This is a genomic window from Acinetobacter soli (assembly GCF_018139125.1).
Classification (GTDB): Bacteria; Pseudomonadota; Gammaproteobacteria; order Pseudomonadales; family Moraxellaceae; genus Acinetobacter; species Acinetobacter soli.
Map to the genome: position 1 here is coordinate 23,407 of NZ_CP073241.1, position 16,861 is coordinate 40,267.

General features: G+C 43.8%; 14 protein-coding genes and 6 tRNA genes. 12 read left to right on the top strand and 8 right to left on the bottom strand.

Going from position 1 to position 16,861, the window contains the following annotated elements; all coding sequences use genetic code 11:
- Positions 1-28 precede the first annotated feature (28 nt).
- The 3 genes from dapE to KCV09_RS00100 all read right to left on the bottom strand — a co-directional run bounded on the left by dapE (position 29) and on the right by KCV09_RS00100 (position 2,425).
- Positions 29-1,162: a succinyl-diaminopimelate desuccinylase gene (dapE, locus tag KCV09_RS00090; protein WP_004935190.1), complete on the bottom strand. Its 1,134-nt coding sequence runs from the start codon at positions 1,160-1,162 to the stop codon at positions 29-31.
- Positions 1,163-1,280: 118 nt separating this feature from the next.
- Positions 1,281-1,424: an entericidin A/B family lipoprotein gene (locus tag KCV09_RS00095; RefSeq protein WP_088459345.1), complete on the bottom strand. Its 144-nt coding sequence runs from the start codon at positions 1,422-1,424 to the stop codon at positions 1,281-1,283.
- Between the two features lie 131 nt (positions 1,425-1,555).
- Positions 1,556-2,425: a DUF1853 family protein gene (locus tag KCV09_RS00100; protein WP_212515348.1), complete on the bottom strand. Its 870-nt coding sequence runs from the start codon at positions 2,423-2,425 to the stop codon at positions 1,556-1,558.
- Between the two features lie 141 nt (positions 2,426-2,566).
- Here KCV09_RS00100 and KCV09_RS00105 point away from each other — a divergent pair, with 141 nt between their 5' ends.
- The 9 genes from KCV09_RS00105 to KCV09_RS00145 all read left to right on the top strand — a co-directional run bounded on the left by KCV09_RS00105 (position 2,567) and on the right by KCV09_RS00145 (position 4,900).
- Positions 2,567-2,980, top strand: coding sequence for a YbaN family protein (locus tag KCV09_RS00105; RefSeq protein WP_025094518.1), 414 nt, complete (start codon positions 2,567-2,569; stop codon positions 2,978-2,980).
- Positions 2,967-3,476 (top strand): cell wall-recycling L,D-carboxypeptidase ElsL, encoded by a 510-nt coding sequence (elsL, locus tag KCV09_RS00110; protein WP_171496945.1) that lies wholly within the window; start codon positions 2,967-2,969, stop codon positions 3,474-3,476. Before KCV09_RS00105 ends, elsL begins: the two co-directional genes overlap by 14 nt.
- A gap of 190 nt (positions 3,477-3,666) precedes the next feature.
- Positions 3,667-3,742, top strand: a tRNA-Val gene (locus tag KCV09_RS00115).
- 24 nt (positions 3,743-3,766) lie between these two features.
- Positions 3,767-3,843, top strand: a tRNA-Asp gene (locus KCV09_RS00120).
- A gap of 46 nt (positions 3,844-3,889) precedes the next feature.
- Positions 3,890-3,966 (top strand) — tRNA-Asp (locus KCV09_RS00125).
- 21 nt (positions 3,967-3,987) lie between these two features.
- Positions 3,988-4,063 (top strand) — tRNA-Val (locus KCV09_RS00130).
- Positions 4,064-4,101: 38 nt separating this feature from the next.
- A tRNA-Asp gene (locus KCV09_RS00135) sits at positions 4,102-4,178 on the top strand.
- Positions 4,179-4,276: 98 nt separating this feature from the next.
- Positions 4,277-4,352 (top strand) — tRNA-Val (locus KCV09_RS00140).
- Between the two features lie 83 nt (positions 4,353-4,435).
- A complete protein-coding gene (locus KCV09_RS00145) occupies positions 4,436-4,900 on the top strand; it encodes a DUF2750 domain-containing protein (protein ID WP_004935204.1) in 465 nt (154 codons plus the stop codon).
- Here the strand turns inward: KCV09_RS00145 and KCV09_RS00150 are convergent.
- From KCV09_RS00150 to yccS, 4 genes are all read right to left on the bottom strand, one after another.
- Positions 4,897-5,703, bottom strand: a complete 807-nt coding sequence (locus tag KCV09_RS00150) for a YdcF family protein (protein ID WP_212515349.1) — start codon at positions 5,701-5,703, stop codon at positions 4,897-4,899. The genes KCV09_RS00145 and KCV09_RS00150 overlap by 4 nt on opposite strands.
- Positions 5,704-5,813: 110 nt before the next feature.
- Positions 5,814-8,432, bottom strand: coding sequence for a PepSY domain-containing protein (locus KCV09_RS00155; protein ID WP_212515350.1), 2,619 nt, complete (start codon positions 8,430-8,432; stop codon positions 5,814-5,816).
- A gap of 158 nt (positions 8,433-8,590) precedes the next feature.
- Entirely contained in the window at positions 8,591-9,151 is a 561-nt protein-coding gene (locus KCV09_RS00160) for a YcxB family protein (protein ID WP_004945714.1), read from the bottom strand.
- Between the two features lie 91 nt (positions 9,152-9,242).
- Positions 9,243-11,417 carry a YccS family putative transporter gene (gene yccS, locus KCV09_RS00165; RefSeq protein WP_212515351.1) on the bottom strand — a complete coding sequence of 725 codons (2,175 nt, stop codon included), beginning with the start codon at positions 11,415-11,417 and terminating at the stop codon, positions 9,243-9,245.
- Positions 11,418-11,563: 146 nt separating this feature from the next.
- Between yccS and KCV09_RS00170 the strand changes: the two genes are divergently transcribed.
- Entirely contained in the window at positions 11,564-12,775 is a 1,212-nt protein-coding gene (locus KCV09_RS00170; RefSeq protein WP_212515352.1) for a multidrug effflux MFS transporter, read from the top strand.
- A 60-nt stretch (positions 12,776-12,835) separates the two neighbouring features.
- Here the strand turns inward: KCV09_RS00170 and KCV09_RS00175 are convergent, their stop codons facing one another.
- A complete protein-coding gene (locus KCV09_RS00175; RefSeq protein WP_212515353.1) occupies positions 12,836-13,540 on the bottom strand; it encodes a nitroreductase in 705 nt (234 codons plus the stop codon).
- A gap of 374 nt (positions 13,541-13,914) precedes the next feature.
- Here KCV09_RS00175 and gltS point away from each other — a divergent pair, with 374 nt between their 5' ends.
- Both gltS and KCV09_RS00185 read left to right on the top strand, forming a co-directional pair.
- A complete protein-coding gene (gene gltS / locus KCV09_RS00180; RefSeq protein ID WP_212515354.1) occupies positions 13,915-15,150 on the top strand; it encodes a sodium/glutamate symporter in 1,236 nt (411 codons plus the stop codon).
- A gap of 138 nt (positions 15,151-15,288) precedes the next feature.
- Positions 15,289-16,764: an alanine/glycine:cation symporter family protein gene (locus tag KCV09_RS00185; protein ID WP_034440484.1), complete on the top strand. Its 1,476-nt coding sequence runs from the start codon at positions 15,289-15,291 to the stop codon at positions 16,762-16,764.
- The last annotated feature ends 97 nt before the right edge of the window (positions 16,765-16,861 follow it).

Sequence of the window (16,861 nt, forward strand, 5' to 3'; positions counted from 1 at the left end):
AAAAAGGGCTCCGAAGAGCCCTTAAATATTAAGTCAATAAATTTTCAAGAATCTGCTCATAAATCTCGGCCAAAGGCTCCAGATCGGCGACATTGACGTGTTCGTTGATTTGATGAATAGATGCATTTAAAACACCCAGCTCAAGTACTTGCGCGCCAGTCGGTGCAATAAAACGGCCATCAGATGTACCGCCGCTGGTCGAAAGTTTGGCATCGACACCGGTAACATTTTTAATGGCAGTGGTCGCGGCATTCACCAATTCACCAACAGGAGTCAAAAATGGTAATCCTGAGTGTGTCCATGAAATATCATACTCAAGGCCATGACGCTGTAAAATTTCCAGTACACGTTCTTTAAGCTGTTCGGCAGTCACTTCAGTCGAATAACGGAAATTAAAGGTAACAGCCATCGTACCGGGCACCACATTGGTCGCACCAGTTCCCGCATGAATATTTGAAATCTGAAAAGATGTTGCCGGAAAATATTCGTTACCGTGATCCCACACAGTCTCACAAAGTTCGTGAAGGGCAGCAGAGGCGAGATGAATCGGATTACGTGCGAGGTGAGGATAGGCCACATGACCTTGTTTGCCTTTCACTGTCAGAACGGCATTCAATGAGCCACGACGGCCATTTTTAATAATGTCACCTAACTGGCTGGTACTCGATGGTTCACCCACTAGGCACCACGTCATTTTTTCGTTACGTGCTTCGAGAGTTTCAACCACTTTTACCGTACCGTTAATTGATGGGCCTTCTTCATCAGATGTAATCAAAAACGCAATAGAGCCCTTGTGATCTGGATGTTTTTTTACAAAGCGTTCAGAGGCCACCACCATGGCTGCTAGTGCGGTCTTCATATCGGCAGCACCGCGCCCATATAAAATACCGTCGCGAATTTCAGGTTGAAACGGATCGCTGTTCCATGCCTCAAGGTTACCTGTAGGAACCACATCGGTATGGCCAGCAAAACAGAACACAGGATCTTGAGTACCGCGGCGCGCCCATAAATTGTCGACTTCGCCAAAGCGCATGTTTTCAATATGAAAGCCAACGTGCGCAAGACGTTTGGCCATCAGCGCCTGACAATCATAATCTTCAGGAGTCACAGAGGGGCGGCGAAGTAAATCTAAACTGAGTTCGAGAGTATCGGAAGGGTTCATACCAAAATTTGAGTCTGGAAAAATCTAACTCAATATCATAGGTCAAACATCAACTAATGGGTATGCTCAAATAAAAAAACCTTATCAAAAAGATAAGGTTTTTTTGCTTCAAATAAAATTAGATTTTATTTTGAGTTTTTTGCGCAGTGTTGGTTACCGCATCACCAGCGCTTGATACATCTTTTCCGAACCCCTTAAAGGTGTTACAGCCAGTTAAAACAAAAGCAACCATAATTGACGCAGCTAAGATTTTTTTCATCATCTGTCTCCACTTTAGATTTAATTCTGATGTAACTAGAGATTAAAAACTAAACGTCTAAAAGAACATTACTTTTTGATAGTAGAAACGTTAATAAATGTTTCAAAGAAGAATTATTCTTAAGAATTATTATTTTATTCAAACATGCCGGGCACCCAAGGCACGGCTGGCGCCTGACGAAACATATAGCAATCTGCCGGATTTTGTGTATTCACATAAAGTCCATTGCTCCACCATAAAGCAGGTGTGGTTGAGCCATGTAGTTGTGGACACATCCATTCATGACGTGTCAGCCGACGAAAATCAGCTTGAGTCTGAAAGCCCCAGTATCCAATGCGCCTATGCGAATTTAGCCACTTAGGGAGCTTGGGGTGTTGCATGTGTTGTGGACTATATAACTGACCTTTGAGTACGGCAAAGCGCTGATCAATGCGATGACCCAGCGCCTCCTCAAATTGAAATTGGCGTTCAGTGAAATAAGCTAGTTTTTTCAATAAGGTATCTTTACGGTTCAGACCATACCAATAAGGCAAGCTTAAATCTTTTTCACCTAAATAGTATTTGAGTGCAACTTCCCAGTGTTCAATACGTTGCTCAGTCGTGTTATAGACCAGAAAATCCAGCTCACCTATGGTTTGCGTGCCCTTCATTTTTTGAATGCTGTGTCCGATGAGTTTATATGCGTGATATTCAGTATCGAGCAACCAAAACCAGAGCATATATTCAAAACGCAGCCCAATACGGGTACTGCGCAACTGACCTAAAAACTCCAATAACGGACTAGGATCTTGATCTAGCGCTTTTAAACGTTGCACATAATGGTCGTACTGTTGTAACCAAAAGGACGTGCTATGCAGCTCAAAGGGCGTTTCTAAACGCAGTTCTTCGGGCACCTGCGAGATGATATTTGGACTCGCCAACGTAAAGGCAAGATGACGTACACAATCGTGTTTGAACTGAAACCAAGGTTCATGTTGATTCAAACATGAAGAAAAATAAGTCATTTATAAATCCTGACGTCATCACTTGAATTATAATACTCGTGAGCACAGCTTAATAAAACCTGTCCATATATTTTTGGCCAATTGACTCCGCAGTGGCAAGGTACTCACAGAGACACGATTTTGCAGAGCAGGATTGCAACAATGAAGACACTATTCTGGCGTACCTTAGTGGTGATATTTATCATACTTGGTATTATTGGTGCAATTTTACCGGGTATGCCCACCACTGTATTTCTTATCTTGGCGGCCTGGGCTGCATCTAAAGGCTGGCCAGAAATGGATGCTTGGTTGCTAAATCATCCCAAATATGGTCCCACATTGCGCGACTGGCGTGCTCACGGCACAGTTCCCCGCAAGGCCAAATGGATTGCTTCCATCATGATGCTGATCAGTGGCATTCTGATGCTGTTTACCAACGCGCCGCTTTGGGTCAAGATTTTCACCGATAGCATTATGTTGATTGTTGCGATTTGGTTATGGTTAAGACCTGAACCCACTTCAGCAGCGTTAAACTCTAAAGTCCATTCTCCATCCACAGAAAATGATCATGTTTAATTTGAATACTGCCGATATTGTGGTTGATCTGGCATCACAAACCCTCTATTTACCCAAACAGCACAAGACTTATCCGATCTCCAGTGGGAAAAATGGGATTGGAGAACAGGAAAATAGTGGCAAGACTCCTCGTGGATGGCATCGGATTGCAGAAAAATTTGGTCATACTGCACCAATCAATGCCGTTTTTATTGCACGGCAGCCTACCGGAGAGGTGTATAGCGATACACTTGCCGCCGAATATCCAGATCGTGACTGGATTTTAAGTCGCATTTTATGGCTCGATGGGCTAGAAGAGGGTTTTAATCGAGGTGAAGGCTGTGATTCTAAGCAGCGTTATATCTATATCCACGGTACACCAGATACGCAGCCCATGGGGATTCCGATGTCGCATGGCTGTATTCGAATGCGAAATACAGATCTGATTGAGCTATTCGAAGTCATTCCTGAGCGGGCGCTGGTGTATATTTCAGAAATAAAAGTGGAAATGTCGTAATATTTTTTTAGGGTTCATCTGTATGATTTTGCATGTAATGTTTAAATAAAATACAGAATTTGCTGGTTTTTTAGCAAAACAACCTATTTTTTAATCACTCGATAGAGTTTTTTAAAAAAGTCGGTGAAAAGCGTTTGACACTCTGTGAAGTTTCTCTATAATGCACCTCACAAACGATGAAGACGTTGAAGGGCGCTTAGCTCAGTTGGTAGAGCGTCTGCCTTACAAGCAGAATGTCGGCGGTTCGATCCCGTCAGCGCCCACCAAGCTCTTCATGTTAAGACTCAAGTGCAGCGGTAGTTCAGTTGGTTAGAATACCGGCCTGTCACGCCGGGGGTCGCGGGTTCGAGCCCCGTCCGCTGCGCCACTTAAGTTTTAATCATCGTTTGCCACAAAAGTGACTTTGTTGAAGTGCAGCGGTAGTTCAGTTGGTTAGAATACCGGCCTGTCACGCCGGGGGTCGCGGGTTCGAGCCCCGTCCGCTGCGCCACTTTAAACAAGACACCTTTGCGGGCGCTTAGCTCAGTTGGTAGAGCGTCTGCCTTACAAGCAGAATGTCGGCGGTTCGATCCCGTCAGCGCCCACCAAGTTTAGTGACCATATATCTCGTATGAGATAATGTAGTGCAGCGGTAGTTCAGTTGGTTAGAATACCGGCCTGTCACGCCGGGGGTCGCGGGTTCGAGCCCCGTCCGCTGCGCCATTTCCTTGATTCCCTGATCAAGAAAATGTATGATTCAAGGACTGCATCACGCAGCACTTGAAAAGTTAAAAATTGAGTCCTTCAGTTTTTATCTCTCAGGGCGCTTAGCTCAGTTGGTAGAGCGTCTGCCTTACAAGCAGAATGTCGGCGGTTCGATCCCGTCAGCGCCCACCATAATTTCTCATCTCCTTATTGCGTCATCTATAAATTTTTCATAAAATTCAAGTAGATCTTTTTTCTGTTACTGATGAATTTTCATGAGAAATCCGTACCAACGCAAAGCTGCATCAGTGACTTCCGAGCACACCACATTACAACCAAAAGAACTTTATAAGCAGTTTATCGAAAGCATTGTGGCGCAGCGTCAGTTAATGGCATTGTACGATGATGGCTGGGCCCTGTGCGGCACTCCAAACGGTCAGCAAGCGTTTGCGATATGGCAAAATAAGGGGCTAGCACAGCTCATGATTAAAGGGGCTTGGGAAAGTTATCAAACCCGTGAAATTCCTTTATTGAATTTTGTACAAGAAATTATTCCGTATTTACGTGAAAAAAATACACTGTTGTCCTTAAATCTTACACCCGAAGGTCAAAATATTCTGGTGCGCCCTGAAGCCATGCTGCTCGATATCAAAAACTACTTGTATCAGTTGTACGTGCAGCAGCCTCAATTATTTGAAGATATTAAGTTGCCAAAACCTCGAACGATCCGTTTAAATTAGTACTCGCGTAAAATCCAGCCACTAATAAAGGCGAAGTATTCGCGTAGCCATGTGTTATAGCGGCTCAAAAGGGGAGTAGGTGCACTGAGCATGATCGGCTGTTGATAGCCTTGTTTATGTGCAATGGCCTTTGAACGCAAGATATGAAAATCGCTGGTTGCCAGTACAATAGGATCTTGCAAAGAAATATGTTGCTGCTCAAGAATAGGCTGACTGTTTTTAAGGTTGAGTTCGGTACTGGTACTTCGATTTTCAAGTGCGACTGGATTCTTCAGCATCGGATATTTGCGCTGTAAATATTGAGCCATTACTTCGGCTTCGGTTTTTTGCTCACGTGCATCTAGTCCGCCACTTAAAATGATCAATGCTTGAGGATGGTGTTGAGCATAGTATGCCGCACTGTTCAGGCGTTCGGCTAAAATGGCCGATGGCTGTCCATTTTCGACGCCACTCCCCAGTACAATGATGGCACGGGGTGTAGAGATTTGAGGTGTGCTAAAAGATTGTAGGCTCAAAAAAATAAAAAAAATGATCACGCTGGCCAGCCATAGCCAAAATGCAGTCCAGCCCAAATAGATCCAGCGTAAAACACGTGGACGATGTGCAAATTTTTTTAATAAAGTAGGGCCATACAGGCTGCTTAGCGTTAAAAAGATACCAGTAGCACAGGTGACTTGTACACCAAAATGACTTTTATTTAGTGCAATCAGCGCTAATCCGTCTATAAGTAAAATCAAACCTAAACCGAGTACCAATACACGCCCCAGCGTATATGGATGGTTGGCTAAAGTCACATGCTGCATAATCAAGCCAAAGTCAAATATAAAAGATCGGCTCATCATAGCAAATAAAAAAATGCCAGCGCTATGCGCTGGCATCTCGTTTTGGTCATTATTGAATTTGCTACATTATTTTAGTAAACATCACGTCGATAACGACCTTGTGCTCTAAGCGCATCGAGTTGAATTTCACCTAAAATATCGGTGAGTGCCTGATCGACACCCGATGCCATGCCCTCGATACTGCCACAAACGTAAATGACAGCATCTGCATCAATCCATTGTTTTAAAATCTGTGCCTGATCTCTCAAGATATCTTGAACATAGCATTTTTGTGCCTGATCGCGTGAGAAAACCAGATCCAATCGTTTCAACATACCTGTGCTTTGCCATGCGCGAATCGTATTTTCGTAAAAAAAGTCACATGCTTGCTGGCGCTCACCAAAAATCAGCCAGTTTTCTGTGTAGTCGTGACGAATTCGGGCATGTAATAAGCTCATCAAGCCGGCAATTCCAGTTCCATTTCCAATGCAAACAATAGGGCGGTTGTCATCGATGAGATGAAACGAGGGGTTGGTACGAATACGCAGGGCCACAGATTCACCCACGCTTAAATGTTCGGTTAGCCATCCAGAGCCCAAGCCCAATTGACCATTTTGATCAAACTGCTGGCGAACGGTTAATCGTAATACTTGCTGGCTTGGAATACTGGCAATTGAGTATTCGCGAGTCGGCAATACAGTAAGTTGTTCGAGTAAATGTTCCGGATTGGCAAATGGTTCGACATCAGTGTTTAAATCACGATTCCAAAGTGCTTGTGCCAGCTTACTTTCAACGCTCTCTACATAAGTTTGTGCGGATAACTGATGCTTTTCCAAAAAGGCCTTCACTCGTGCAGGCGAGTTACCCGGTTGAATCTCTGCAATATCACCAGCTTGCCAGATGGTATCATTGGCTGTGGTAAATTCCAGATTATATGCAGATGCTCCTTGGCTATTAGGATTTAAAAGCTCACGCTTGCTCAATCTCCATTCATCAAAGATTTTTTCGATGTTCATCGACTGAAGTTCAAGTTTGGTGGCACTGGCCAGTGCCGTGTTCCATTTTTGAATGTCATCGGGATGAGCATTATCAACTTCAATTACATCAAACAGGGCATGTGCCCCAGACTGTTTCAACCATAGGTCGACCCGATGGCCAAAGGCACAGTAGCTGTCTGGATATTCTTTTGAACCCAGTGCCAAAATGGCATAGTTGAGATGGTCCAAAACCATTGATGACTTTAAGAATTTTTTCTCGAAGTTGCTGGCCAGATCTGGGGCTTCGCCTGTGCCATAAGTACTGAGTACAAACAAAATTTGTGGTGAATTTTTGAAGTCACTTTCGGTTAATTGCTGAACCGGTCGAACCTGAACGGGTTGATGCGCTTCTTGTAGTCGTGTTGCAGTGCGCCATGCCAGCTGTTCCGCCACACCCGTTTGAGAGGCATACGTGATGAGCCAAGGCGTTGCATTTGGATCGATATAATGATCACTGACATGCTGGCGTGCAGCCAAGGTTAATTTTTTCTGCTTACGGCGTTTTAGATACAGCATCCAACCCGTCACAAAAAACAGCGGCATCGCCAAAGAAGCAAGCATTGCAAAAAAGTGATATACCGGGCCAAAGAAACTACCGCGATGGACTGGCAACATGCTACTCATGATTTTTTCATTGAGTTTTTTGTCTTCATACAGCTCTAATTTTTCAATTTTACCCGTCCCATAGTGATAGACGGCTGAGTTACGGGCGCGTTCATGCTGTGGTGTTGCATCTATGAAAGAGAGCTCAATCGTTTGATCGGCTTTTTTAGGTAAATTGAGCGTAATAGACGAATAATCGCGGCCAAGTTGGATGTTAAAACCAGTCCATGTCTTGTTCAGTGCATCATAAATTTGTGCAGAAGAGAGTTGTTCGCGAGATTCACCGCGGCCTTCACCACGATGTTCTCGTCCTGCATGGCCTTGTTGAGGCTGACCTTGCATCCGATTTGTCGCTTGACCTTGTGTATTGCGAGGTCCGGCCTGCATTTGTGGTTGTGGTCGTTCAACACCCATCAGCTTAAACATACCGTCACGCCACCAGTCATACGACCAATACAAGCCCGTACATGCCATCAACAAATAAAACACCACCACCCATGTACCTATAACGGCATGCAGATCCCAAATAAAATTGCGCCCTTTAAGTTTTGGCTTTACAAACAACCACTGACGCCATGTGTGACGTTTTGGCCAGCGTAAATAGAGTCCACTGAGTACAAAAAAGATCAAAATTAAGGTACATGCTGCCGTAATTTGCTTGCCCACCGGCCCGAACGTTAGGTTGCGGTGTAACTGCTGAACAAATTGAAAGAATCCACGTCCCTTGATTTCAGGCAGTACCTCAGCCGTATAAGGGTTCACCATCATGTTATAACCGCGACGTTCACCTTCTTTTTGAATATTTACGGTGGAGGAGGCGGTTGCATCTTTGGCGATAGTAATACTATTGATTTTTAGATCCGGCTGACGCTGCTCAAAGTGCTGATACAACTGTGCAGGTGTGAGTTTAGGCGTATTTTGCGCCTGAACAACATAACTGTCCTGATTAATGAGTTTTAAAATCTGCTGGTCGTACGAATAAATCGCACCCGTTACTCCCATCAACGCAAGGATAAGACCCGCACTGATCCCCAAAAACCAATGAATCTGGAAAAAGACTTTTTTTAACATGGCTGTAAACGCAAAATTAGAGATTTAAATTTTGCTAGAGTATAGCTCAAGATTCGTTAGATAATATGGATTTTCGAGATAATATTAATTTTCATTATCATTTAATAATGCAGATAAAAAAAACCTCCGCGTACGGAGGCATTCTTTGGGTTTTCAAATTAAAACGATTTTGCATCACCAACTTGTTCGTTCAGGTGCTTACGAATGGTATTAAATGAAAAATTCTTGGTGTCCATACGCTTTGGAAGCAAATATGCACCTTGCTGTCCTTTTACTTTAAAATTCAGCAAGATAAAATCTGGAGTGTTATACCATTCATAGATATCTTTCCAGCCAATGGTGCCAACACCTTCTTGGCCATTCATCTGCTGACGCATCACAATACCGTGTGGCTGCACGCCCAAACGAACACCTTTAATTTCCTGAACTGGAAATTCATTCATTTTGCGTTTTACATACCATTCTAGGCCATACTTGCGCAGTACGAAGTACAACACCACACAGATGATGGCAACCCAGCAAAAAATGGTGGAATAGTTTTTAAGAAGAATAATCCCTGCGATAGACAGTAGTAAAACCACTGCCATGATGATCCATGCTTTTGTGCTGATTTTATTGGTGCTACGCCAAATCTTAAGCTGAGCATCACGTTGTTCAGCTTCAGACACTTCGTAGTTAACAGGCTGTAGCGTATAAGCGTATAAAGTTTTCGCGGTCATAGTGCAAATGCAATTAGTGAATTTTAAACTCGCCAAAGTTTAGCATTAAATCACGCCAATCCGTGAATATATTGTGCCATTTTCATGCGATTTACAGCGATGCCAATTCGGTGGCGGCATCATCCCGATCATGACTCAGGCTTTGCTTGAGTGTACTGAGCTGATTCAAAATACTGTACATCAGGGAAAGCTGCTGCAAAATAATAATAGCCAGTTGATCTTCCTCACTATTTTGCTTTAAACGCTGCCGAATGGTTTGCAGCATATTCTGTGCGGTTAGCCCGGGCATTTCATCTCTGAGCAGAGCCCCTTGAATGTCGTCTAATGCTTTATTGAGTAGATTGAGAATCTCTTGATCATCAATCTTTTCACGATGTGCGCCCAGCGCAGCAATATAACTGAGAAAAGTATGATGTAAGCACAGAAATTCGAATGCCAGATTTTTTTGAATCGGATCAAAATCAGGTTCGGTCGCAAGGGTAGAAATTAAAGATGCCACATCTGCATCGGTGTTATGCGCAGTACGGCGCGCAATCCGATAGCTCAGACCATGATTTCGACCATGATGATACTGCTGCACCACATCGACCAGATAATTACACTGCGCCTGAATGGCACGGCGAATGGTGCGCGGTAAGCGTCGAAACTTCCAGTCTGGCCAGATAAAGCTAACGCCTAGCCACGCCAGCGCGCAGCCGATGAGGGTATCGATCATGCGTGGTAATCCCGCAGAAAAACCGAAGCCATCTAAATTAAAGTTAATCAGCGCCAAAATGGTAATAAAGGCTGTGGCTTGTGCATACTGTTTACTGCGCAGTTCAAAAAACAACACGCCACTCAACACCAAAATCAGCAACTGACCTTCAAGTGAAGGCACAAAGTATAAAATCGCAATACCAATAATAATGCCGACCAATGTACCCACAATTCGTAATCGCAGTCGGCGTTTGGTGGCATTAAAATTCGGCTGACAAACAAACAGCGCAGTCAATAGAATCCAGTAGCCGTATTGAATACCGGTTGTTTGGACAAAAATGTAGCCTACAAACAACACCACAGAAAGCCGAACAGCATGACGAAATAACACCGACTCTGGTGTTAGGTTTTGACGAATCCGCACAATGATATCGTTCCAGCCCTTAAGATCGTCGTCTTTAAGCTGATGATCCATCTGCTTCACTTTATCTAAAGCAATATTACGCTCTGTTTCTAAATTACGTAACTGTGCATCGATACCTTTCAAATTTTGATAAAGCGCATACAGCGCATTGACCCAAAGCGGATCATAAACCTGATCGTGACGTAATTTCCCCAAAGACTGTTTGAGATTTTCAAAGGTGTGTTTAAAGCGCTTGTTATGTTTATAAGGTTGTCGCTTTAAAATACTTTCGCTTAAATCCTTGCAGGCTTTGCCTTGTATGGTCAAAATACGTTGGAAGCGAAACAAAATGTCGCTGTGCTGAAAAATTTTACTCAGTTCTTGATAATTGATATGCGCCGAGTCTGCGCGCTCATGAATATCTTGTGCCACAAAATAATATTGCAGGCTGCGTCGGGTGTCTTTTTGTCCGCGATCGCCTTTGAGCCGGGTGAGCAATGAGGCTTTTAAATCGTTAAAAATTCCGACCAGTTTGCCATTTTCCATCGATAGATCAATCAAGGATTGTTGATAACTGTCAGGTGTCATATCGACATCGAATACACTGGATTTAGCAAATAAAAAATCACCTAGCGATGCATAGCAGGCCGATAATTTATCTTGTACGGGGCGAATCGGAAATAACAAGAAACTAATCGTGGCGATCAAACCATACCAAGCTGCACCACACACTAAAAGAGCAGGTTGCATGTACCATTCTGGAAAGAGGTGTACGCCCAGCATCGAGTAAACCGACACCACCAAGCATCCATAGGAAATAGTAGTGTATCTGCGCCCTAAAGAGCCCAATAAAATCCAGAAAATACAGGCCACAATCAACCCCAGTGCAAATGCCACCGGATGTGGAAACAAAAGCTGTACCGAAGTTGCGGCGGCAAAAAAGCCCACGTAGGTATAGACCAGATTCATGATTCGAACAGAAAAGCGGTCGTCGATATCACTCAAGCCAGCGGCAACCACACCGAGGGTAAGCGGAATAGTGGCCAGTTGATAATCGAGAAAATAGGGCACAAAGGCAGTGCCTGCAAATGCAATCAGCATCCGAAGGTTATACATCAGCGAAGTGTTATAAGTCGCTTGTTTGAGTTTGGAAAACCAAGAGTTCAAGGGGATTCCTTTAAGCTATTGAGTGAAAGACACCTCCCTGCATGCACGTCAGGTTGAGTCATCATCGTTATTATTACTCAGTGAAATCATACTATGGACAGTGTAAGCTTGTCTTCACACTCCGTATTTAATATTAAAATGTGACTATGTCCGAAAGTAGATTACCCGGTCAATATTCAATTGCGTGGATTATGCTGCTGGCCCTTTTGACCGCACTTGGGCCGCTGTCGATTGATATGTACTTGCCAGCCTTACCACAAATGGCCAGTGATTTTGGAACCACCACGCGTATGGTGGCCAATACCCTGCCTGCATATTTCTTGGGTTTAGCAATCGGTCAACTTGTTTATGGCCCGATCAGTGACCGAATCGGCCGTAAAGCGCCGTTATATGTTGGACTCACTTTATATGTGGTGGCTAGTGCATTATGTGTATTGGCGCAAGATGAATGGTCGCTTATTTTAGCCCGACTGGTACAGGCGCTGGGCGGCTGCGTGGGTGTTGTGATTGCACGTGCTGCCATACGTGACAGGCTCGATGTACAAGGTTCGGCACAGGCCTTCTCAAGTATGATGATTGTGATGGGGATTGCACCGATTGCAGCGCCAGCGCTGGGTGCAATGGTGTTGGAGTTTTTCCATTGGCAGGCTATTTTTTGGTTACTCGCACTGATTGGCTGCTTATGTTTATTGTGCATTCATTTCTTCTTTGATGAAACTTTGGCACCTGAAAAACGCTTAAAACTTAGCCCTTATCAGGTGGTGACTTTGTATGCCGCGATTTTTAAAGATACCAGCTTTCGTTTCCCGATGTTGGCGGGGTGTTTAACCGGTGGGGTATTGTTTAGTTATATCAGTTCAGCATCTTCTGTTTTAATGGATCAATATGGTTTGGGGCAGCAGCAGTTTGCCTATGCGTTTGGCTTTAATGCCTTGGGAATCATGATTGTCTCTTCCATCAATAAAAAGCTGGTATCCAAACTTGGCACCATGACTCGGCTTAAAATAGGGGGGTTCATTCAGCTAACAGGTGCAGCGTTAGTACTTTTGAGTGGCCTGATTTCAGATGCGCCAATTGCAATGGTGATGGCAGGTTTGTTTTTAGCTGTTTCAGGGCTAGGAATGACTGGACCTAATGCCATGGCGCTGGCAATGTCGAGACAAGGCGCCCGTGCAGGTACAGCCAGTGCCATTATGGGCAGTATGCAGTTTGCCTGTGGTCTGTTGGGTGGTGTAATTTTAAACTTTCTCGTTTGGAATGCCCTACTAAATATGGGCATCATGATGATGCTATTTTCTGGCGCAGGGGTAATTGCGATTTTTGCTGTCGCACGTCAGCTTAAGCTACAAAATGCTTAAGCCCTCAAATAAATAAAAAAGACCTGCATATTCAGGTCTTTTTTGATTGAGTCGATGGATTTAATCTAAAAACTGGGTAAAGCTCTCGACGCTTTCACGTGGTGTAATAAAGGTATTCACAATATGATCTGGGTCTGCATAGCCTAAAGCCACCGTACAGACCAGCTCTTCATCTTCAGATGCATGAAGTACATCAAGCACAATCGGATGAAAATGATTCCATGCAGCTTGAGGGCAGGTATCTAGTCCGCGGGCTTTTGCAGCAATCATGACGTTTTGAATCATCATGGCAATATCCATTTTCGATCCGACTCCCATCATTTTATTGACGGTAAAAAACAGTCCAACCGGTGCATCAAATAACTGGAAGTTACGTAATTGCTGTTGCGCCATTTTTTCTTTTTCGCCCTTTTGAATATTGAGTAACCCATACAGGCCCCAGCCATTTTCACGGCGGCGATCAATAAAGGGTGAAATCCATTTTTCAGGATAATAAGCGAATGTTTCCTGATACTGCTCGGCGTGGCTTGGATCATTGGTCAGTGCGATTTGAGCGTCACATACTCGGCGAATCATGGTGTCGCGTATTTTGCCAGTGACTACATACACTTTCCATGGCTGGGTGTTGGTCCCCGACGGTGCACGGCTTGCGACTGCCAGAATATCTTTAATGATTTGAGGTTCAATGGGGGTGGGTAAAAAAGCACGAACCGAATGTCGAGACGTAATGGCTTGATCGACCAATTGAACTTGCTCGGACTGCATGGGCGTTCCTTATCCGTTTTTTAATGCCTCCACTATAAAGGATTCATCTGTAATTTTTAAACCGATTTTATAAAATCAAAAACAGACTGTAGTGGATAAACTGCAACTAAAACCGCGGAAAAATGCGTGATCTTGCATAAAAAATCGCCACAATTACAGCAAAAATACGGTGTCTACTATAATGGTATACTATACTGAACGCCTTATGATTTTTAGCTTTGCTTCAAATCAAACGGTTTGTTCTTATCTGAATTCATCTTTCTGTTTCACTTCTTTTGGGTAATTGTTCTCAAGGTTCCGTTTAGTCATCTTTATCATTCACATATTAGAAGAATGAAAATCGATTAAATGCTTGAGAGTTAAATGGAAAATATATGGAATTTACATTTAATGCCTTTTATACGTTGATTGCAGCGGTCATCGTATTACTTTTAGGGCGATTTTTAGTCAATAAAATTGACTTTCTGAGACGTTACAACATTCCTGAACCAGTCGCAGGTGGCCTTGTTGCTGCGCTGTTGTCATTGGTGGTGCATTCGATCTGGGGCTACAGCATTACTTTTAGTAGTGAACTCCAGACCAGTTTTATGCTGATTTTCTTTGCTTCGATCGGTTTAAGTGCGCACTTTGCCAAGCTCAAAGAAGGCGGTATTGGGTTGGTAATTTTCTTGGTCTGCGTTGCTTCGTTTATTGTCGTGCAAAACTTGGTTGGCATGAGTCTGGCCACCTTGCTGGGTATCGATCCGTTAATTGGACTGATCGCAGGTTCGATTACACTTACAGGTGGGCATGGTACTGCAGGGGCGTGGGGAGAAATTCTAGAGACTCAACATGGTATTCAGGGCGCTTTGGCACTCGGCATGGCCAGTGCGACCTTTGGCTTGATTATCGGCGGGATTATTGGCGGGCCTTTGGCCAAGTTTCTGATTCAACGCCATCAATTGTCGCATGCTCGAACCAACGCACAAATTCGTAATCGAGATACGCATGTTGATGAGCATCCTGAAAATCTTGCGCCATTTGAAAATCCGCATCAAGTACGTCTCATCACGGCAGACAATGCCATTACCACATTGGGGATGTTTGCAGCGTGTCTGGCCTTTGCAGAATTCATGACCGGTTATAGTAAAGGCACCTGGTTTGAGCTACCTACATTTGTGTGGGCGCTTGGCGGCGGCGTCATTTTACGTAACGTATTGGAAAGCATTTTTCGTGTCGATATTTTTGATCGCGCGATTGATGTATTCGGCAATGCATCGTTATCGTTGTATCTGGCCATGGCACTTTTATCGCTCAAACTCTGGCAATTGGTCGATTTGGCTGGTCCTTTAGTGATTATCCTTGCAGCACAAACCTTAACAATGGCATTATACGCAGCTTTCGTGACCTTCAAGGTCATGGGCAAGAATTATGATGCTGCTGTTCTTGCAGCCGGGCATTGTGGTTTTGGGATGGGGGCAACGCCTACCGCCGTCGCGAATATGCAAGCGATCACCAATATGTATGGGCCATCTCATAAAGCTTTTTTAATTGTTCCACTGTGTGGTGCATTTTTTGTTGATTTAATCAATGCGACCGTAATTCAAGTAATTCTTAAGTTTTTTGTGTGAAACTAGAGAAATGATTTAGGGCACATTGATTCAAAATGTCGATAAATAAAAAAGCCTCTGATTGTAGAGGCTTTTTTATTTATTTAGTGGGATTTAGATAGACACCATAGTGATATGGTAAACACAAGTGTTTCAGATATGAATGAACAATTAACTGCAACCCTGATGTCTTGGGTCAGCTTTTTTAATGATCCTTTATGGGATTTTCTGGTCGTTTTCTTGCTGGCAGCAGGTACGTTTTACACCATCGCAACCAAAGCGGTGCAAATTCGTATGTTCTGGCAAAGTATTCGAGTCATGAAGGGAAGCCGTAAAGACGGTGAAGATGAACACGGTATTACACCGTTTCAGGCCTTTGTAACTGGTCTTGCAAGCCGTGTTGGGGTTGGAAATATCGCCGGTGTGGCGATCGCGATTGCGTTAGGTGGGCCTGGCGCAGTGTTTTGGATGTGGGTAACTGCATTATTGGGTATGAGCTCGGCATTTACCGAATCTACACTGGCTCAGTTGTTTAAAGTCCGTGACACGCAAACTAAACAGTTCCGCGGTGGACCTGCCTACTACATTACTCAGGGATTAAAGAGTAAAACATTCGGCTTTGTGTTTGCCATTTCTCTTATTTTTACCTATGGTTTTGTATTTAACTCAGTACAAATCAATGCGATTGCCAATGCAACCTCGCACTCTTGGGGCTGGGATAAAGCCAATATCATCTTGCCTCTTGGCGGCCTCAACTTCGAAGTATCTTGGGTTGGCTTGGCTTTGGTGGTATTGGTGGCAATTGCCATTTTTGGTGGTATCAAACGGATTGCCAAATTTGCTGAAATGTTTGTTCCAATTAAAGCAGGTTTGTATTTGGCGGCTGCACTATATATTGCAGTCATCAACTACGATATTTTGCCTGATGTTTTTAAACTGATCTTCACCGAAGCATTTGAGTTTAAAGCAGCGGCAGGTGGCTTTTTTGGTGGAATGATTTCATTGGCCATGATGCAGGGCATCAAGCGCGGTCTATTTTCAAATGAAGCGGGGATGGGTTCTGCACCGAATGCCGCTGCTGCATCGGAAGTGAAACATCCAGTCGATCAGGGCTTGGTACAGATGCTCGGTGTATTTGTAGATACCTTCATTGTATGTACCTCAACGGCATTGATTATCCTGATTTCGGGTGTTTATCACGACGGTGGCACCATTGGGGTTGAAATGACCCAGCGTGCGCTTGAATCACAGCTAGGTAGCTGGGGCGGTGATTTTCTTGCGGTATTGCTATTTTTGTTCTGTTATTCGGCTGTGCTGGGCAACTATGCCTATGCAGAAGGCAATATGCAGTTCATCAATAACAGCCCGAAAGTCATGTTTATCTTCCGTATTTTTGTATTGTTCATGGTTTACTTTGGCGCAATCAGCAGTGTTCCGTTGGTTTGGTCGATGGCCGATTTGTTTATGGGTATTATGGCGACCATCAACCTGATTGCGATTTTGTTGCTCACGCCATTTGTTCGTAAGCTTCTCAAGGATTATCGTGAACAAATGAAAAAGGGAATCAAAAACCCTGAATTCAAGATTGATCAATATCCTGAAATGAAGAAAAAAGTCGATAGCGATATCTGGTAATTAAAATTCAAAATAAAAAAGCAGTCTGTTTCACAGGCTGCTTTTTTTTGAGCTGATATAAATTCGATACAGCTTTTCTTGTAACATGCGACTAAAC

Coding starts and splice junctions, on each gene's coding strand:
- dapE (WP_004935190.1), bottom strand. CDS start 1,162: ATGAACCCTTCCGATACTCTCGAACTCAGTTTAGATTTACTTCGCCGC.
- KCV09_RS00185 (WP_034440484.1), top strand. CDS start 15,289: ATGAATGAACAATTAACTGCAACCCTGATGTCTTGGGTCAGCTTTTTT.
- KCV09_RS00155 (WP_212515350.1), bottom strand. CDS start 8,432: ATGTTAAAAAAAGTCTTTTTCCAGATTCATTGGTTTTTGGGGATCAGT.
- KCV09_RS00175 (WP_212515353.1), bottom strand. CDS start 13,540: ATGCAGTCCGAGCAAGTTCAATTGGTCGATCAAGCCATTACGTCTCGA.
- gltS (WP_212515354.1), top strand. CDS start 13,915: ATGGAATTTACATTTAATGCCTTTTATACGTTGATTGCAGCGGTCATC.
- KCV09_RS00095 (WP_088459345.1), bottom strand. CDS start 1,424: ATGATGAAAAAAATCTTAGCTGCGTCAATTATGGTTGCTTTTGTTTTA.
- elsL (WP_171496945.1), top strand. CDS start 2,967: ATGATCATGTTTAATTTGAATACTGCCGATATTGTGGTTGATCTGGCA.
- KCV09_RS00105 (WP_025094518.1), top strand. CDS start 2,567: ATGAAGACACTATTCTGGCGTACCTTAGTGGTGATATTTATCATACTT.
- KCV09_RS00160 (WP_004945714.1), bottom strand. CDS start 9,151: ATGACCGCGAAAACTTTATACGCTTATACGCTACAGCCTGTTAACTAC.
- KCV09_RS00150 (WP_212515349.1), bottom strand. CDS start 5,703: ATGCAGCATGTGACTTTAGCCAACCATCCATATACGCTGGGGCGTGTA.
- KCV09_RS00145 (WP_004935204.1), top strand. CDS start 4,436: ATGAGAAATCCGTACCAACGCAAAGCTGCATCAGTGACTTCCGAGCAC.
- KCV09_RS00170 (WP_212515352.1), top strand. CDS start 11,564: ATGTCCGAAAGTAGATTACCCGGTCAATATTCAATTGCGTGGATTATG.
- KCV09_RS00100 (WP_212515348.1), bottom strand. CDS start 2,425: ATGACTTATTTTTCTTCATGTTTGAATCAACATGAACCTTGGTTTCAG.